The organism is Pinirhizobacter soli, from assembly GCF_015905305.1.
Lineage (GTDB): Bacteria > Pseudomonadota > Gammaproteobacteria > Xanthomonadales > Rhodanobacteraceae > Pinirhizobacter > Pinirhizobacter soli.
The window spans coordinates 605,215-622,658 of sequence record NZ_JADZLQ010000001.1; the positions used below are offsets into that span (position 1 = coordinate 605,215).

Genomic DNA, 17,444 nt, shown 5'->3' on the forward strand with positions numbered 1-17,444 from the left:
ATGCCCGGTAGATGGGGCTCCCTTACAACTTTTCCATAGTGCACAACAGAGGATGCTGGTTACTGCGCGAGTACTCGTTCACCTGCGTCACCTTCGTTTCGGCCACTTCGCGGGTAAATACCCCGCAAACGCCCTTCCCCCGGGTGTGGACGTGGAGCATCACCTGCACGGCGCGCTCCTGGTCCATGCCGAAGAAGGACCGCAGCACCTCGATGACGAAATCCATCGGGGTGAAATCGTCATTCATCAACAACACCTGGAACAACGGCGGTCGGGCTACTTCCGGCCGCGCGGTATCGAGCGCAAGGCCGTGTTCCTGGCTGTGTTCTTGTTCGTTTTCGGTCGGCATGGGCACGTGGGTCAGCTTTGGTCCAAGTATATGCCGCAAGCGCTGGTGCGCGCCGCGTGAATGGGTCAGGTGATGGCACAATAGGCGTTTTTCCAGTGGCCTGAACTTCCAATGATGCCTTCCCCGCCCGGCAACGACGTCTGGCGTCCACATGTGACAGTCGCCACCATCGTCCATGACGGTGAGCGTTTCCTCATGGTCGAGGAACGGGTAAACGGCAAAATTGCCTACAACCAGCCCGCTGGCCACCTGGACGAGGGTGAATGCCTGACTGCTGCCGCCCGCCGGGAAACGGTCGAGGAAACCGGCTGGACGGTTGAGGTGGAGCATCTGGTGGCCATCGACCAGTGGCGCAGCCATGAGCATGGCGACCAAGTGTTGCGGTTTACCTTCGCCGCGCGCGCCCTGGGACACGACGATCGCCCGCTCGACGCCGGCATCGAGCGCGCGCTGTGGCTAACGCGCGCCCAGATCGGCGCCCTGGGCGCGCAACTGCGCAGCCCGCTGGTGGAATCGAGCATCGACAAGTGGCTCTCAGGCTCCCGCCTGCCGCTTTCGATCATCGGCAACCTGCTACCCGGGCAGCCGGGATGAAAGTGATCCTGGGCATTTCCGGCGGCGTGGACTCTTCCGTGGCGGCCCTCCTGCTGCAACAGGCGGGGCACCAGGTCGAAGGCATGTTCATGCAGAACTGGGAAGAAGACGACCGCCAGGGTCCATGTACGACCGACCAGGACCGGAAAGACGCCGTCGCCGTCTGCGGCCGGCTGGGCCTGCCTTTCCATGCGCGGAACTTCGCCGCCGAATACTGGGACGGCGTGTTCGAGCATTTCCTGGCCGAATACCGGGCCGGGCGCACGCCCAATCCGGATGTGCTGTGCAACCGCGAGATCAAGTTCCGCACCTTCCTGGACCACGCCCGCGCCCTGGGAGGCGAAAAGATAGCCACCGGCCACTACGCCCGCGTTGATTTCCACGACGGGCGCTACCGCCTGCTGCGCGCCGTGGACCGCGCGAAGGACCAGACCTACTTCCTGCATGCGCTGGGCCAGGAGCAACTGGCCGCCACCCTGTTCCCGGTGGGCGAGATCGAAAAGCCCCGCGTCCGCGATCTGGCGCGCGAGGCCGGCCTTGGTACCGCGGCGAAGAAGGACTCCACCGGCATCTGCTTCATCGGCGAGCGCGATTTCCGCAGCTTCCTGGCCCAGTACATCCCGGCAAGGCCTGGTCGCATGGTCACGCCTGACGGAATCGACGTGGGCGAGCACCAGGGCGCGATGTATTACACGCTGGGCCAGCGCAATGGCCTGGGGATCGGCGGCCGGCGCGAGTCCGGCGGCGAGCCGTGGTACGTGGTGGGCAAGGACGTGGCCGAAAACACGCTGATCGTGGCCCAGGGCGGCAGCAACCGCTACCTGGCATCGCATCGCCTGGAAGCCAGCGGCGCCACCTGGGTGGCGGGCGTGGCCCCGGCAGAAGCATTCGCCTGCACCGCCAAGACCCGCTATCGCCAGGACGACCAGGCCTGCACCGTCCGCGCATCGGGCAACCATCTGTTCGTCCAGTTTGACCAGGCACAGCGCGCCGTTACCCCGGGCCAATCGGTGGTCTTCTACGATGGTGAAGCCTGCCTTGGCGGCGCCGTGATCGAAGCGACCGACGCCGCCTACGGCGGCCTGGCCACCCCTACGCAAGCTAAGGTTTCCGCATGAACGAAGAACGCGTCCTGGCGCTGGCCGGCCTGTTCCAGGCCACCGCGCTGGTACAGCAACTGGCCACCGAAGGCCGGGCCGACGATGCCGCCATGGAGGCAAGCCTTGGCAGCGTGTTCCACCTGGATGCAGATACCGTGGAGGCGATCTTCGGCGGCGTCAGCGGCGTGCGGCTGGGCCTGCGCACGCTGGTGAGCCAGCTTGAAGACGCCAGCGCCCGCGATATCGCCGTGATGCGCACCACGATCACCGTGTTGCGCCTGGAACGCACGCTTTCGCGCAAGCCGGAACTACTTGCGCGCCTGCAGGAAGGCATCGTCGCCGCGCGCCGACAGGTGGAGCACTTCGGCATGGCCCATCCGAACGTGGCAGCCCGCCTGGCCGAGCTCTATGCCAGCACCCTGTCTACGCTCAAGCCTCGCGTGATGGTGACGGGCATGCCTTCGCATCTGCAGCAGAAGGCGGTGGTCGACCGCGTCCGCGCCGCCCTGCTGGCAGCCGTGCGCGCGGCGGTGTTGTGGCACCAGCTCGGCGGCCGCCAATGGCACCTGGTGCTATACCGGCGCCGCGCCAGCATGATCGCCCGCGGGATGCTCACCGGCGCCACCCTCGACAACGGGGGTTAACCCTGGCATCCGCCCGGCCAGATTAACCAGCAGGTCGCCCAGTCCAGCCAGGTCCTCGCCCCAGGCCGTGGCACTGCGCCAGTACAGCGCCACCTCGCGCCCTGGCGCCTGCCCTTCCACGCTTACCAGCGAAACGTTGGGAATCGACGCCAGGCGATCGTGGGCCAGCACCGGCACCAGCGTGTAGCCGCCGCGCACGGCCACCAGGGTCGCCAGGCTTTCCAGGCTTACGTCCTGGATGCGTTCGCCGCCCTGGGCACCGGCATGGCTCTCGGCCATCAGCGTGGCCTGGGCCGGGTCCAGCGACGCCAGCGATACGCTCGTGTTACCTGCCGCCGGATGATCGGCATGCATCAGCAGTTCGTAGGGCTCGAAGAACAGCGTTCGCTGCGATAGGCCCGGCACGGTGGTTCCCGGCGGCGCCAGCACCGCATCGAGTTCGCCCTCGGCCAGGCGCCGTAGCAAGCCCTTGGGCTTGCCTTCGCTGATGGTGAGCCTGGTTTCGCCAAAGCGCTGCGGGAACGGCTCGATCAACTGGGGCAGCAGGTAAGGGCCCAGGGTAGCCGGCACGCCCAGCCGCAACTCGCCGCCAAAAGCGATGCTCCCGGCCAGCGCCCCGGCCTGCAACCGCTCGGCGCCGGCCAGCACGTCGTCGATCAGGGCAATCACCCGCGCACCGCCGCCAGCCAGGGCAACGCCGCGCCCGCCACGCTCGAACAAGGTGATGCCCAGGGCCTGTTCCACCTTCTGCACCTGGTGGGAAAGGCCCGAGGCGCTGATGTTCATCAGCCGCGCGGCCGAGATGAAGCTTCCTTCACGCGCCACCGCCTGCACCAGCGCCAGGTCGCGCAGCGATACCGCAGAAAGTGCCGTCGAAATCATCGAACGCTGCATGCCATCAAAACCGTTTGTGCCAGGAGACCCAGGGCCCCATCCTTCGCCGCGGAAAATCACGATCCTCTCAAGGCGGGCATCTTAGCCGCCCCAAGGCCAGGGTCGGCGGCGCCACCCTCACGTCCGGTCATGGTTTTGGGCGATAATTACCAACTTTGACGGGCCGTACGCCCAAGGCGTCTCCCCAGCCAGCATCAAGCCAGGAGCAAGCAATGAAAGACTCGTTCTCCGTCCGGGACAGCATCGAAGTCAACGGCAAGCGCCACGCCATCGCCAGCCTTACCAAGCTGGGTGAGCGATTCGACCTGAAGCGCCTGCCCTACTCCATGAAGATCCTGCTTGAGAACCTCCTGCGCGCCGAGGACGGGGTGAACGTCACCTCGAAGGAAATCGAGGCGGTGGCCAACTGGAACGCCAAGGCCGAACCCGATACCGAAATCTCCTTCATGCCCGCCCGCGTCGTGCTGCAGGACTTCACCGGCGTGCCCTGCGTGGTCGACCTTGCCGCCATGCGCGATGCGGTGGTGAAGCTCGGCGGCGACGCCACCCAGATCAACCCGCTGGCGCCGGCGGAACTGGTGATCGACCATTCCGTGCAGGTCGATGCCTTCGGCTCCTCCAGCTCGCTGGACACCAACGTCGAGATCGAATTCGAGCGCAACCAGGAGCGCTACAGCTTCCTGCGCTGGGGCCAGAAGGCCTTCAACAACTTCAAGGTGGTGCCGCCGCGCACCGGCATCGTCCACCAGGTGAACCTGGAGAACCTCGCCCGCGTGGTCTTCACCGCGGATGTGGATGGTGAAAGCTGGGCCTACCCCGACACCGTGTTCGGCACCGACTCGCACACCACGATGATCAATGGCATCGGCGTGCTTGGCTGGGGCGTGGGCGGTATCGAGGCCGAGGCCGCCATGCTGGGCCAGCCCTCCTCGATGCTGATCCCGCAGGTAATCGGCTTCAAGCTCTTGGGCAAGCTCAATGAGGGCGTCACCGCCACGGACCTGGTGCTCACCGTCACCCAGATGCTGCGCAAGCTCGGCGTGGTGGGCAAGTTCGTTGAATTCTTCGGCGACGGCCTGGCCGCCCTGCCGCTGGCCGACCGCGCCACCATCGCCAACATGGCCCCGGAATACGGCGCCACCTGCGGCATCTTCCCGGTCGACCAGGAATCGCTGAACTACCTGCGCCTGTCCGGCCGCGACGAACACCAGATCACGCTGGTGGAAACCTATGCCAAGGCTCAAGGGTTGTGGCACGACGCCAACACCCCGCACGCGGAATTCACCGACACGCTGGAACTGAACCTGGCCGACGTTCGCCCGTCGATGGCCGGTCCCAAGCGTCCGCAGGACCGCGTGCTGCTTGAAGGCGTGCAGCAGAGCTTCCTCGATGCCGTGGGCCCGCTCACCGCCAACCGCAAGCCGAAGAGCGAATCCACCGAACGCTTCGCCAACGAAGGCGGCGCCACCGCCATCGGCAACGAGGCTAACAATGTGGGCAACGGCGGCGTCACCGTCGAGAAAGACGGCAAGAGCTTCAAGCTCAACGACGGCGCGGTGGTGATCGCCGCGATCACCTCGTGCACCAATACCTCCAACCCCGCCGTGATGATCGGCGCCGGCATCCTGGCCAAGAAGGCCGCCGCGCGCGGCCTGACCTCCAAGCCGTGGGTCAAGCCCTCGCTCGGCCCGGGTTCGCTGGTGGTCACCGATTACCTGAAGAAGACCAACCTCCTGACCGAGCTTGAGAAAGTCGGCTTCTACGTGGTCGGCTACGGCTGCACCACCTGCATCGGCAATTCCGGTCCGTTGCCCGCCGAGATCAGCAAGGGCATCGCCGAGGGCGACCTGGCCGTGGCGTCGGTGCTGTCGGGCAACCGCAACTTCGAAGGCCGCGTGCATCCGGAAGTGAAGATGAACTACCTGGCCTCGCCGCCGCTGGTAGTGGCCTATGCGCTGGCCGGCACGCTGGACATCGACCTCACCAACGACCCGATCGCCAACGGCAGCGATGGCAAGCCGGTCTACCTGAAGGACATCTGGCCGTCCAACCAGGAAATCTCCGACGCCATTGCCAGCTCCATCAACGCGGACATGTTCAAGGCCAACTACGCCGACGTGTTCAAGGGCGACAGCCGCTGGAACCAGATCGCATCGCCCGATGGCGCGCTGTACCAGTGGGACGATTCCACCTACATCAAGAACCCGCCCTACTTCGACGGCATGAGCGCCGAAGCCGGCGAAATCGAAGACATCCACGGCGCCAGCGCCCTGGGCATCTTCGGCGACTCCATCACCACCGACCACATCTCCCCGGCCGGCTCCATCAAGAAGGATTCCCCCGCCGGCGCCTTCCTGATGTCGCGTGGCGTACAGCCGAAGGATTTCAACTCCTACGGTTCGCGCCGCGGCAACGACGACGTGATGGTCCGTGGCACCTTCGCCAACATCCGTATCAAGAACCTGATGCTCGATGGCGTGGAAGGCGGCTTTACCCGCCACGTGCCCACCGGCGAAACCATGCCGATCTACGACGCGGCCATGAAGTACAAGGCCGCCAGCACGCCGCTGGTGGTACTGGGCGGCAAGGAATATGGCACCGGCTCCTCGCGTGACTGGGCTGCCAAGGGTACGTTGCTGCTGGGCGTCAAGGCGGTTATCACCGAGAGCTTCGAGCGCATCCACCGCTCGAACCTGGTCGGCATGGGCGTGCTGCCCTGCCAGTTCATGGACGGTGAAAACGCACAGACGCTGGGCCTGACGGGCGATGAGACCTTCGACATCACCGGCCTTGACGGCGGCAAGAGCACCCGCGCCACGGTCACTGCCACGTCGAAGGACGGCAAGAAGAAGCAGTTCACGGTGAAGGTACTGCTGCTGACGCCGAAGGAACGCGAGTTCTTCCGCCACGGCGGCATCCTGCAATACGTGCTGCGCCAGCTGGCCAAGCGCTAAGACCAAAAGCCCCGCGAAAGCGGGGCTTTTTATGGCGCTAACGCGACCACGTGGCCGAATAGCACAACCATCGCGAGCCTTCCCGGCGCCAGGCCGTTTCCACGTGGTAGATCCCGCCTTCATCAGGGATCAGGCCGGTGCTGCTGGTCAAGGTAACAGTGAACGTGGCCACCAGGCGCTCGCCACGCTTTTCCACGCCCACCGGTCCCATCGTCACGCCAAGATGGGCTCTCCGCAGGGCCGCCAGGCGAACCATGCCTTCCAGTCGCCGGCGGTCGAGTTCGCCGCCGTTGCCGTCGAAATCATCGGTGAGCGAGGCCACGGTGTCGCCGGCCTTGCCCGCTTCCACGGCCGCCTTCGTGGCGCCGATGGCCTGGCGTACCTGTTCCTCGTCGGACCCGCGGTGGCAGGCGGCCGCCAGGGTCACCAGAACTCCGATGGCGAGCGTCTTCCAGAACCTGCCAGACATGAGGAATCCCTCGTTGCAGTGCGGCTTGCCGCTATACGCGGGCGTATGCTCCAATGCCTTGATACTACGACGGCAGCATGCCGCGAGCGCAACCCCATGGAGAGCTGGACCAAGCATGAGTAACGACCGCCCGTGGCTGGACAACTATCCCCCCGGCGTGCCGGCCGACATCGACATCACGCAGTACCGCTCGATCGTCGACGTGCTCGAGGAATCCTTCGAGAAATACCGTGATCGCCCGGCGTTCACCAGCTTCGGTAAAACCGTCACCTATGGCGAGATCGACGAACTGAGCAACCAGTTCGCGGGGTATCTCTCAGGCGAACTGAAGCTGGCCAAGGGCGATCGCATCGCGATCATGCTGCTCAATGTCATCCAGTATCCGGTGGCGCTGTTCGCGGCGCTTCGCCTGGGCCTGGTGGTGGTCAACACCAACCCGCTGTACACCCCGCGCGAGCTCGAACACCAGTTGAAGGACTCAGGCGCCAAAGCGCTGATCGTGCTGGACAACTTCGCCGCCACCGCGCAGGAAGCGCTCAAGCACGTGCCAGTACCGCACGTGATCACCACCGGCATCGGCGACCTGCTCGGCATCAAGGGCGCGGTGATCAACTTCGTGCTCAAGCACGTTAAGAAGATGGTGCCAGAGTTCCGTATCGACGGCGCCGTGCGCTTTGGCGATGCGCTCTCCCGCGGCGGCCGCCACGAGACCACCTCGCCGGATGTCTCGCGCGAAGACATCGCCTTCCTGCAGTACACCGGCGGCACTACGGGCGTGGCCAAGGGCGCGATGCTCACCCACGGCAACATGGTGGCCAACATGCTGCAGGCCGGCGCCTGGTTCGGCAAGCAGATCCGGCCGGGTGAGGAAACCATCATCACCGCGCTGCCGCTGTACCACATCTTCGCGCTGACCTGTAATTGCTTCATCTTCCTGCGCTTCGGCGGACGAAGCGTACTGATCACCAATCCGCGCGACATGCCTGGCTTCGTGAAAGAACTCTCCAAGGTGCGCTTCACCGCCATCACCGGCGTCAACACGCTGTTCAACGGGCTGGTGCACACCGAGGGCTTCGACAAGCTCAACTTCTCCTCCCTGCGCATGAGTTTCGGCGGCGGCATGGCCGTGCAGCGCGCGGTGGCCGAGAAGTGGCAAGCGATCACCGGCTGCCCGCTGATCGAGGGCTACGGCATGACCGAAAGCTCGCCGGTGGCCACCATCAATCCGATGATCGAGGGCGCCAGCTTCTCCGGTTCCATCGGCATGCCGGTGCCATCCACCGACATCAGCATCCAGGACGATGACGGCAAGCACCTGGCGATCGGCGAGATCGGCGAGATCTGCATCCATGGCCCGCAGGTGATGAAGGGCTACTGGAATCAGCCGGGCGAGACGGCCAAGGCCATCAGCAGCGATGGCTGGCTGCGCACCGGCGACATCGGCCGCATCGATGAAAAAGGCCTGGTGTATATCGTCGACCGCAAGAAGGACATGATCCTGGTTTCCGGCTTCAACGTTTACCCGAACGAGATCGAAGACATCGTGGTCCGCTGCCCGGGAGTTCTCGAATGCGCCGCCGTCGGCGTGCCCGACGAGCACTCCGGCGAGGTGGTCAAGCTCTTCGTGGTAAGGAAGGATCCCTCGCTCACCGAGGAAACCATCAAGGCCTGGTGCCGGGAATACCTCACCGGCTACAAGCGTCCGAAGCTGATCGAATTTCGCGACAGCCTGCCCAAGTCCAACGTGGGCAAGATCCTCCGCCGCGAATTGCGCGACGAAGAAAAGAAGAAAGCAGGCTGAAGCCAAGCACCCGGATGCCATCGGCGTCCGGGTCAAGCAGGCTAGTCGTCCGACCAGGTCTCAAGCGTATCGGCGTAGCCGCCCAGGAGATTCCACAGCGGCTCCTGCTTGTCGTCGGGAATATGCGTGTAGGCCATGCCCACCTGCCGCGCCGACACGCGCGTGACCTGCGCTTCCATGTGGATGTGCAGGTCGCTGCCGAAGATCATGTCCAGCACCCATGTCTCGCCCACGTCGCCGCGCCAGCCCAGCGGCCGGCGAAGCAGCGCGCCGGTGGCGGAAATATCAACCAATTCCGTCGGGTGCGCTTCTGCGCCCCGGCTCATCAGCACGGCCGTCTCGACTTTCATGCGCGCGTGGCGCAGTCGAAGCTTGTCGCCGTTGTCGTCCTTGTTGCTCAATGCTGCTGTCTCCACGTCGGCTGCGTCTCCGTACGTAAGGCCAATCGGGTGTCCCACCGTACCTGCCCTATTCGCGTGTCTTCAACACGCCGGCACGTACCAGGCTCCCCGCTCCGAACTTCTCGTTGATCCGGTCCTGGATCCGATCGGCCTGCGGCGCACTGGCCGCCGGCTGGAACAGATCATTCTGCGCCCGTTCACCAAATCCGGAAAGTCCGACACCCAACAAGCGCAGCCGTGGACGCGGCTGCTGGGTCCACCACGCATGCAGCAAGCGGCGTGCCAACTGATGGATATCCTGTGTGGCATAGCCTGCCACCGGCAACTGGGCCTGGCGGGTGTAGGTGGTAAAGGGCGGCTCGCGCAATTTCACCGTCACCGTGCGTCCCTTCATCTGCCGGTCGCGGGCACGCCGGGCGACCTTCTCGCTCATCCGCAACAGCCATGCCTCAGCCATGGCGAGGTCGGCGATATCCACCTCGAAAGTGTTCTCCGCGCTGATGGATTGCTCGGCCACCTCGCGGTGTACAGGGCGCTCGTCCTCGCCCCTGGCGAGCGCCTGCAGGCCGGCGACCTGGCGCCCCAGGGCCCGCTGCAGCCTGGCCGGATCACACCGCACCAGTTCGCCGATGGTGAGGATGCCGATTCGGTGCAGGTTTTCCTCGGCGACCTTGCCCACCGTCCACAGGCGCCCGACCGGCAACGGATCGAGCGTGGCCCGAACCTCCTCGGGCCGGACACGCAAAAAACCGTCAGGTTTTGACAATTCACTGGCAAGCTTGGCCACCAGCTTGTTGGTCGCCATGCCCACCGAGGCATTAAGGCCCGTCCGTTCGCGGATGCGCAGCTTGATCTGCCGGCCGATGGCCTCGATGGACGCGAACAACCGCAGGCTGCCGGTCACGTCCAGGAAGGCCTCGTCCAGCGACAGTCCCTCGATGTCGTCGGTGAATTCGCCGAAAACCGCGAATACCTGGGCGGAAATCTCCGCGTAGCGATCGTGCCTGGGGAAAATGAATACCGCCTGGGGGCAAAGGCGCTGGGCCCGGGAGGTCGGCATCGCCGAGCGCACGCCGTACTTGCGCGCCTCGTAGTTGCAGGTGGACACCACCCCTCGCCCGCCCAAGCCACCCACGATCACCGGCTTTCCCGCAAGCGTGGGGTCGTCGAGCTCCTCCACGGAGGCGTAGAAGGCGTCCATGTCCACGTGGATGATCGCGCGCTCGGTGGCCATGGCGGCTATTGTGCCCATCTGGCCCGCCGCTGTCGGCGCTGGACTTGGCCGCTTGCAGGCGCTACCCTAAAGCCCATCGGGTAGTGACGTGGATGCGCAAGGCGGTAGCCAGCGCGGTTTACCGTGTGTCCTCCACTTATCTCCTGCAAGCTGATCGAAACCCTCGTTTCGATATCCAGCTACGCCTTCGCCGCATGGGCTCATGACGCGAAGGTGCGATACGGTCGGTGATCGGCCCAGAGCGGACAGAATAGGCCCCATGGCCCCTTTCGTCGCACGCGGTCCGACGACGACGACACGAAGCCCGTCCGGCAACACCCCGGATGCGTTGCGGCAACGCCGCACGTGACACCTTTGTCCTGCCGCCACGGCGGCGTCTTTCGAGTCCAGATGAGCATCGATCCAGCTCAGCCCATGGCTAGCAAGCCAACCAGCGATCCGTTCGCGCACCAGCCCCAGCAGCAGGAAATGCCGCTGGCAGTCGTGCGTGGCCAGGCCGTGCTTCAGATGCCGCAGGATCTGTATATCCCGCCTGATGCGCTGGAAGTGATCCTGGAGGCCTTCGAGGGCCCGCTGGATCTGCTGCTGTACTTGATCCGCCGGCAGAACCTGGACGTCCTGGACGTCCCGATCGCCGAGATCACCCGCCAGTACATGGACTACATCGACATGATGCGCGACGTCATGCGACTGGAACTGGCGGCCGAGTACCTGCTGATGGCGGCGATCCTGGCCGAGATCAAATCCCGTCTGCTGCTGCCCCGGCCGCCGGCCGAGGAAGGCATCGAGGAAGACCCGCGCGCCGAACTCGTCCGCCGCCTGCAGGAATACGAACGCTTCAAGAAGGCCGCCGCCGACCTCGACGCGCTGCCACGGCTCGAGCGCGATACCGTACCGGTGCACGCGGAAGTCGGCGAGCGGGTAGTGGTGAAGCTGCCGCCGCCGCTGGACCTGCGCGAACTGCTGCTGGCCCTGCGCGACGTCCTGCAGCGGGCCGACCTCTTCACCCACCACGCCATCGCGCGCGAACCGTTGAGCGTGCGCCAGCGCATGGGCGACCTCCTGAACGCACTTGGCGATGGCAGCTTCCACCGCTTCGAAACCATGTTCGACCCCACCGAGGGCCGGCTGGGCGTGGTCGTCACCTTCCTTGCCATGCTTGAGCTGGCCAAGGAATTGCTGGTGGAGATCGTCCAGGAAGAGCCCCTCGGCGCCATCTACGTCAAGACCAAGGTCGCCGACGCCGCCGCCATCGAACTGCCCGAAGAGGACCAGGCGAGCGCCTGACGGCGACGCCTTCCTCCACATTCCAGGAAACCATGGAACAAGAACAGCTCAAACCGATCCTCGAGGCCGCCCTGCTGGCGAGCTCGCAGCCGATGACGGTGCAGCAGCTCGACGGTCTGTTCGTCGAGGAAGACGACGTCGGCCACGAGGAGCTCTCCCGCGCGTTGGAATCCCTGCGCGAAGACTGCGAAGGCCGCGGCATCGAACTGGTGGAAGTCGCCTCCGGCTTCCGTTACCAGGTCCGCCAGCGTGAACATGCCTTCATCTCGCGCCTGTGGACGGAGAAACCCAGCCGGTATTCGCGCGCGCTGCTCGAAACGCTTTCGCTGATCGCCTACCGCCAGCCGATCACCCGTCCGGAGATCGAACAGATCCGCGGCGTCGTGGTATCGAGCAACATCATCAAAACGTTGGAAGAACGCGAATGGATCCGCGTAGTGGGCTACCGGGACGTCCCGGGCAAACCTGCCCTGTTCGGCACCACACGCATCTTCCTCGACTACTTCAACCTGAAGTCGCTCGATGCCCTGCCTCCCCTGTCGGAAATCCGCGACATGGAGGATCTCAATCCGCAGATGCGCCTGGACGGCGACGAGCGGGCCCTGCCCGCCCTCACCGCCGACGCCGATGCATCGGATGACGAAAACCAGGCAGTGGCCGACGCCGCTGCCCACTCTGGCGACCTGGCTTTTATGCCTGCCGCCGACAACCAGGAGCCGGCCGACGCGCTGGCCTCCGATACCGATGAGCCGGCCGATGACATCGCCTCGGCTTCCCCTACTGCCGACGAGGCAGAACCCGCAGGCGTCGACGATGACGCCGCAACGCAAGACACCGAGGAGTACCGCGCATGAATGCGCCGCAGCGATCCGTGCTATCCCTGAAACGTGACGTCAAGCCCGAAGCGGCTGGACTGGAAGAACGCCTGCACAAAGTGCTGGCCAATGCGGGCCTGGGCTCGCGCCGGATGCTCGAACAGCGCATCCAGGCCGGCGAGATCGAGGTCAACGGCGCCGCCGCCGGCATTGGTTCGTCGGTCCACGCCGGCGACCGGGTGGTCATCGACGGCAAGCAGTTCGTGGTGTCCACCGACTCGCGCAGCGACGCCGAGGTCATCATCTACCACAAGCCCGAGGGCGTGGTGACCACGCGCGAAGATCCCGATGGCCGTCCCACCGTCTTCGAACAACTGCCGCGCCTTAAGAATGCGCGCTGGGTCGCTGTTGGTCGCCTGGACATCAACACCACGGGCCTTTTGCTGCTCACCACCGACGGGGAGCTCGCCAATGCGCTGATGCACCCGAAGAGCGGCCTGGAGCGTGAATACCTTTGCCGCGTACATGGCGAGGTGCCCGACGAAACCATCGAGCGCCTGAAGTCGGGCGTGGAACTGGACGACGGCCCTGCCCGCTTCGACGACATCGGCGTGATCAGCCGCGGCGGTAGCCATAGCTGGTTCCGCGTGGTCATCCGCGAAGGCCGCAACCGTGAAGTGCGCCGCTTGTGGGATTCGCAAGGCTTCCTGGTCAGCCGCCTGAAGCGCATCCGCTACGGCAGCGTGGAACTGCCGCGCGCACTGCGCCGCGGCGACACGGAAAACCTCGGCGAGGACGCCGTCAAGGAAATTCGCACCCGCGCAGGCCTGGGTGATCCGGCTCCGGTGCTCACGCTCAGTCCCGTGCTTCATCAGCGCCGCGCCCCGCGCAATGTAACCGAGTACAAGCCCGAAGGCCGCGGTACCAGCAGTGCCTGGAACAGCGCCAAGGACGAAGCCCGCGAGCTTTCCGCCTACGACCGCATCCGCGATGAGCCCTTCCGCCCGGGTCCGGGTGGCAAGCGGCGCAAGACCGGCGCGCCTGGCGCCGGCGGTCCCCGTCCTCCGGGCCGCGAGGTCAACGGCAACGTCGACCGCCCGGCCCGCCCGCAGGGCCAGCGCCGTGGGCGCGTCGCCCCGGGTCAGGAACTGCCTTCGATGCGCACCTGGTTCGCCGGTGACGCCCGTGGCAACACCGCGGGCGGTCCAGCCGGCGGCGGTGCCCGCCCGGGTGGCCCGCGCACCCAGCAGCGCCGTGGTCCGAATCCCGGCCAGGGTGGCCAGGGCCAGGGTGCGGGCTCGCGCTACGCGGACAACCGCGGCAACGTGGCCCCCGGTTACGGCGGCAACGACAACCGCGGCAACACCAACGGCCCGCGACCGGGCAATCGTGGCCCGCGTCCGGGCGGCACCGGTGGTCCGGGCGCCGCCAATCGCGGCCCGGGCGGCCAGAACCGTGGTCCGGGCGGCAATCGCGGGCCGGGCGGCGGCAACCGTGGCCCGCGTCCGGGTGGTGGTGGTGGCGGTAACCGTGGTGGTAGCGGCGGTGGTGGCGGCGGTGGTGGCGGCGGTGGTGGCGGCAATCGCGGTGGCAACCGCTAGACATTGCATGGGGAAAGCCATCGGCGGACCCCGTTCACTCCATGCGTCGCTATCGCATGACGTATCGCCGGCCGCTATCGGCCGCTTGACGTGGGCGCTGGCGTAGGCGCCTGGCCTACGGGATGACCGGCGGCATCAAGCTTGTGGCCTTGTGCGTCCAGTGCATGGTCGTTGGCGTGTTCCAGGCGGCGGGTAACGCCGGGCGCATCGCCCTGGACGGGCGCAGCCGCCGTCGATGAAGCAGCGGGCTTCGACTTGCCATGATGCTTGGCAGCTGCCTGATCCATGGCGCGGATCAACCCTGGCGGATCCGCCAGGGTTGATGTTGCGACGACGGCAAGCGCCATCGTTGCGAGCTTGACGAAGACTCCCATGCACGTGTCCTCTTCGATCCCGGTGTGTCGCCCCGCCAGGACGCAAGCATCGCACGCCGCTTGAAGTGGCGTGCGTGAATCCTTTCGGCACTCGACACTCCGGAGGGCGCGGCGCACCATATACCGGTCACGCATCGACCCTGCGCATTGTCCCCGACCCCGCACTTCCGAACGCTCGCCCTGATCATCGCCAGTGCGCTCTTCATGGAGCAGCTCGACGGCACGATCCTGGCCACCGCATTGCCGTCGATGGCCCAGACCTTCGGCGTGTCGCCGCTGATGATGAGCGTCGCACTCACGTCCTACATGTTGAGCCTGGCGGTGTTCATCCCGGCCAGCGGCACCGTGGCCGACCGCTATGGCGCCCGGCGCGTCTTCTGCGCGGCCATCGCCGTGTTCACGTTCGGATCGATCCTTTGCGCCCAGGCCACCACGCTACCTTTTCTCGTGGGTGCGCGGCTGATCCAGGGCATGGGCGGCGCGATGATGGTGCCCGTAGGGAGGCTTGTCCTGCTTCGCGCGGTGAGCAAGCAGGATCTGGTCTCGGCGATGTCGTGGCTGCTGGTACCGGCGATGATCGGCCCGGTACTGGGCCCGCCACTGGGCGGACTGATAGTGCAGGTGTTGTCGTGGCAGTGGATCTTCTACGTCAACCTGCCGATCGGGCTGATCGGCTTCGTGCTGGCGGCGCGAATGGTGCCGGACGTGCGCGGCGAAGTGCGCCACCGCTTCGACATGCTGGGCTTCTTCCTCTCAGGTCTTGGCCTTGCGTGCCTGGTGTTTGGGCTGGAACTGGCCTCGCGCGGCATCGGCGGCCTTGGCGTGTCGGCGGGCCTGCTCGGTGGTGGCGCGTTGGCCATGGTGGCGTACGTGATGCATGCGCGCCGCATCGAGCATCCGATCCTGGACATTTCGCTGCTGCGCTTCGACACCTTCCGATTGTCGATGATCGCAGGCTCGCTCACGCGCATCAGCGCTGGTGCGTTGCCGTTCCTGTTGCCACTGATGATGCAGCTGGGTTTTGGCATGTCTGCGGCGAAGAGCGGCCTGATAACTTTCATATCCGCCGCCGGCGCGGTGCTGATGAAAACCACGGCCAAGCCGTTCCTGCGCCGCTTCGGCTTCCGCAACGTGCTGGTGTGGAATGGGATCTTCAGCACCCTGATGATCACCGCATGCGCAGCTTTCCGACCCGGCTGGTCGTTGACGGCGATCTACCTGGTCCTTGGCGTGGGCGGATTCTTCCAGTCGCTGCAGTTCACCGCGTACAACACCATTGCTTACGCGGAGCTACCAAGTGAGGCGTTGAGCGCAGCCACCAGCTTCTACACCACGTTCCAGCAGCTGATGCTGTCGCTGGGCATTTGCGTGGCAGCCGGCGTCCTGCACGCGAGTGTGCAGTTGCACGGCCGCGAACATGCCGTGCCGGGTGATTTCTCGGTAGCGTTCCTGGTAATCACGGCGATATCGATCCTTTCCGTGCCAGTCAGCGCACGGCTTGCCGCCAACGCAGGCATGGAGATGAGCGGGCATCGCGCCCGCCCACCCCGCGTACGCTGACGAGGCCTGGCTAGATCATGCCCATTAGCAGCAGGATCACCAGGATCAGGACGATCAGGCCCAGGCCGCCCGTCGGGTAGTAGCCCCAGCCGCGGCTATAGGGCCAGGCCGGTGCTGCGAACACGGCCAGCAAGACGATCAGCACGATCAACCAGAGCATGAAGGCTCTCCTGCATTGAAGTTGCTGCAGCATGCCGTGGCGGCGCGTGTGTCCAGCGTAGCCCGCAGGTGATGGCGATCTTCAGAAAGGAGTTCGCCCCGCAAACGGCGCGACGACATGGGCTTCGAGGGGGAGGAGAGCCAGATGTCGCTAAAAACAGCGCCGCTGCGGAGCGAAGGGCCCGCCGACCCAGGGGGAGGGGTTGGTGGCGAGCAGGCGGATTATGGGCTTACGGTTTGATAAGCGCCAATATATATTGTGATTGGTACTTATTCGGTAATCGACTATGTTCGACCTGCGCCAGCTCCGCTATTTCGTCGCCGTGGCCGACACCCTGAGCTTCACCCGCGCCGCCCAGGCGCTGCACATGTCCCAGCCGCCGCTTTCGCAGCAGATCCAGGCACTTGAGGCGGGGCTGGACGTACGACTGTTCGACCGTACTCGCCGCCGCGTGGCACTGACCGAGCCCGGACGACTGTTCCTGGTGGAAGCCCGGAAGTTGCTGGCGCAGGCCGAAACGGCGCGGCGCGTGGTCACTGACGCCGCTGCCGGCTTTTCCGGGCAACTGCGGCTGGCCTACGCCGTATCGGTGTCCTTCCACCCCGCCCTGCCCGAGGCCCTGCTCCGCTTCCGTCAGGAGACCCCCGGGGTCCGCCTGGCCTTAAGCGAGATGTACACCACCGAGCAATACGACGCCCTGGCCAATGGCGACATCGACGTCGGATTCCTTCGTGGCGCCCCGCGTACAGCCCTGCAGGCAAAGGCCTTCCGTCTGGACGTGGTCGACCAGGAACGCCTGGTAGTAGCCCTGCCCGCCGCCCACCCGCTGGCCGGCAAGGCATCGCTGCGGATGCGCCAACTGGCCGACGAAACATTCCTGGCCCAGCCCCGGAAGCTGGCCGTCACGTTGTATGACCGCCTGATGCACCTGTGCACCAAAGCCGGCTTCCAGCCGGAAGTGCGGCAGATCAGCCAGCAGGTAAGCTCCCTGCTGTCGCTGGTGGCCGCAGGGCTAGGACTGGCCCTGGTCCCCGTCTCCCTGTGCGCCGTACGACTGTCCGGCGTGAGTTTCGTACCAGTGGACGACGCCGACGCCTGGCTATTGCTGGCGGTGGCCAGCCGCGCCGACGACCCTTCACCGGCCCTGGACGCCTTCCTACGCACGGTTGCCGCATCGAAACAGTCACTTGGCTTGCCCTGACGGCAC

17 protein-coding genes are annotated in these 17,444 nt (G+C 65.6%); 10 read left to right on the plus strand and 7 right to left on the minus strand.

The annotated features are described in order from the left end of the window. Positions 1–22: 22 nt before the first annotated feature. On the minus strand, positions 23–349 hold the full coding sequence (gene clpS, locus NDK18_RS02275) for an ATP-dependent Clp protease adapter ClpS (RefSeq protein ID WP_250622730.1): 327 nt from the start codon (positions 347–349) through the stop codon (positions 23–25). Between the two features lie 111 nt (positions 350–460). On the opposite strand from clpS, the gene NDK18_RS02280 reads away from it, so the two are divergent. Genes NDK18_RS02280 through hflD form a run of 3 tightly spaced genes read left to right on the plus strand, consistent with a single transcriptional unit; the run spans position 461 to position 2,687 of the window. Then, a complete protein-coding gene (locus NDK18_RS02280; RefSeq protein WP_425502766.1) occupies positions 461–943 on the plus strand; it encodes an NUDIX hydrolase in 483 nt (160 codons plus the stop codon). Then, positions 940–2,061 (plus strand): tRNA 2-thiouridine(34) synthase MnmA, encoded by a 1,122-nt coding sequence (gene mnmA, locus NDK18_RS02285; RefSeq protein ID WP_250626985.1) that lies wholly within the window; start codon positions 940–942, stop codon positions 2,059–2,061. Before NDK18_RS02280 ends, mnmA begins: the two co-directional genes overlap by 4 nt. Continuing rightward, positions 2,058–2,687, plus strand: a complete 630-nt coding sequence (gene hflD, locus NDK18_RS02290) for a high frequency lysogenization protein HflD (protein ID WP_250622728.1) — start codon at positions 2,058–2,060, stop codon at positions 2,685–2,687. The genes mnmA and hflD overlap by 4 nt, the downstream gene beginning before the upstream one ends. On the opposite strand, the gene NDK18_RS02295 is transcribed toward hflD, so the two are convergent. After that, a complete protein-coding gene (locus tag NDK18_RS02295) occupies positions 2,616–3,581 on the minus strand; it encodes a LysR family transcriptional regulator (protein WP_250626986.1) in 966 nt (321 codons plus the stop codon). The genes hflD and NDK18_RS02295 overlap by 72 nt on opposite strands. 212 nt (positions 3,582–3,793) lie before the next feature. Here NDK18_RS02295 and acnA point away from each other — a divergent pair, with 212 nt between their 5' ends. Continuing rightward, positions 3,794–6,535 (plus strand): aconitate hydratase AcnA, encoded by a 2,742-nt coding sequence (acnA, locus tag NDK18_RS02300; RefSeq protein WP_250622726.1) that lies wholly within the window; start codon positions 3,794–3,796, stop codon positions 6,533–6,535. 37 nt (positions 6,536–6,572) lie between these two features. Here acnA and NDK18_RS02305 read toward each other — a convergent pair whose 3' ends face one another. Then, positions 6,573–7,004 carry a hypothetical protein gene (locus NDK18_RS02305; RefSeq protein ID WP_250626987.1) on the minus strand — a complete coding sequence of 144 codons (432 nt, stop codon included), beginning with the start codon at positions 7,002–7,004 and terminating at the stop codon, positions 6,573–6,575. A 115-nt stretch (positions 7,005–7,119) separates the two neighbouring features. On the opposite strand from NDK18_RS02305, the gene NDK18_RS02310 reads away from it, so the two are divergent. Next, positions 7,120–8,805 carry a long-chain-fatty-acid--CoA ligase gene (locus NDK18_RS02310; RefSeq protein WP_250626988.1) on the plus strand — a complete coding sequence of 562 codons (1,686 nt, stop codon included), beginning with the start codon at positions 7,120–7,122 and terminating at the stop codon, positions 8,803–8,805. Between the two features lie 41 nt (positions 8,806–8,846). On the opposite strand, the gene NDK18_RS02315 is transcribed toward NDK18_RS02310, so the two are convergent. Together NDK18_RS02315 and NDK18_RS02320 are read right to left on the minus strand one after the other, a co-directional pair. After that, complete coding sequence (locus NDK18_RS02315; RefSeq protein ID WP_250624393.1) at positions 8,847–9,155, minus strand: PilZ domain-containing protein; 309 nt, start codon at positions 9,153–9,155, stop codon at positions 8,847–8,849. A 118-nt stretch (positions 9,156–9,273) separates the two neighbouring features. Further along, positions 9,274–10,458 carry a DNA polymerase IV gene (locus NDK18_RS02320; RefSeq protein WP_250626989.1) on the minus strand — a complete coding sequence of 395 codons (1,185 nt, stop codon included), beginning with the start codon at positions 10,456–10,458 and terminating at the stop codon, positions 9,274–9,276. Positions 10,459–10,854: 396 nt separating this feature from the next. Here NDK18_RS02320 and NDK18_RS02325 point away from each other — a divergent pair, with 396 nt between their 5' ends. The 3 genes from NDK18_RS02325 to NDK18_RS02335 are packed head-to-tail and all read left to right on the plus strand — an operon-like array spanning position 10,855 to position 14,143. Continuing rightward, positions 10,855–11,727, plus strand: a complete 873-nt coding sequence (locus tag NDK18_RS02325) for a segregation and condensation protein A (RefSeq protein WP_250622722.1) — start codon at positions 10,855–10,857, stop codon at positions 11,725–11,727. Positions 11,728–11,759: 32 nt separating this feature from the next. Further along, on the plus strand, positions 11,760–12,581 hold the full coding sequence (scpB, locus tag NDK18_RS02330; protein ID WP_250622721.1) for an SMC-Scp complex subunit ScpB: 822 nt from the start codon (positions 11,760–11,762) through the stop codon (positions 12,579–12,581). Further along, the gene (locus NDK18_RS02335; RefSeq protein WP_250626990.1) at positions 12,578–14,143 is read left to right on the plus strand and encodes a pseudouridine synthase; all 1,566 of its coding nucleotides are present in this window, start codon (positions 12,578–12,580) and stop codon (positions 14,141–14,143) included. Before scpB ends, NDK18_RS02335 begins: the two co-directional genes overlap by 4 nt. 74 nt (positions 14,144–14,217) lie before the next feature. Here the strand turns inward: NDK18_RS02335 and NDK18_RS02340 are convergent, their stop codons facing one another. Further along, positions 14,218–14,517 (minus strand): hypothetical protein, encoded by a 300-nt coding sequence (locus NDK18_RS02340; RefSeq protein ID WP_250622719.1) that lies wholly within the window; start codon positions 14,515–14,517, stop codon positions 14,218–14,220. Positions 14,518–14,664: 147 nt separating this feature from the next. On the opposite strand from NDK18_RS02340, the gene NDK18_RS02345 reads away from it, so the two are divergent. Continuing rightward, the gene (locus NDK18_RS02345) at positions 14,665–16,077 is read left to right on the plus strand and encodes an MFS transporter (RefSeq protein ID WP_284691897.1); all 1,413 of its coding nucleotides are present in this window, start codon (positions 14,665–14,667) and stop codon (positions 16,075–16,077) included. A 10-nt stretch (positions 16,078–16,087) separates the two neighbouring features. Here NDK18_RS02345 and NDK18_RS02350 read toward each other — a convergent pair whose 3' ends face one another. After that, positions 16,088–16,237, minus strand: coding sequence for a DUF3309 family protein (locus NDK18_RS02350; protein WP_250622718.1), 150 nt, complete (start codon positions 16,235–16,237; stop codon positions 16,088–16,090). Between the two features lie 286 nt (positions 16,238–16,523). On the opposite strand from NDK18_RS02350, the gene NDK18_RS02355 reads away from it, so the two are divergent. Continuing rightward, entirely contained in the window at positions 16,524–17,438 is a 915-nt protein-coding gene (locus NDK18_RS02355) for a LysR family transcriptional regulator (RefSeq protein ID WP_250622717.1), read from the plus strand. The last annotated feature ends 6 nt before the right edge of the window (positions 17,439–17,444 follow it).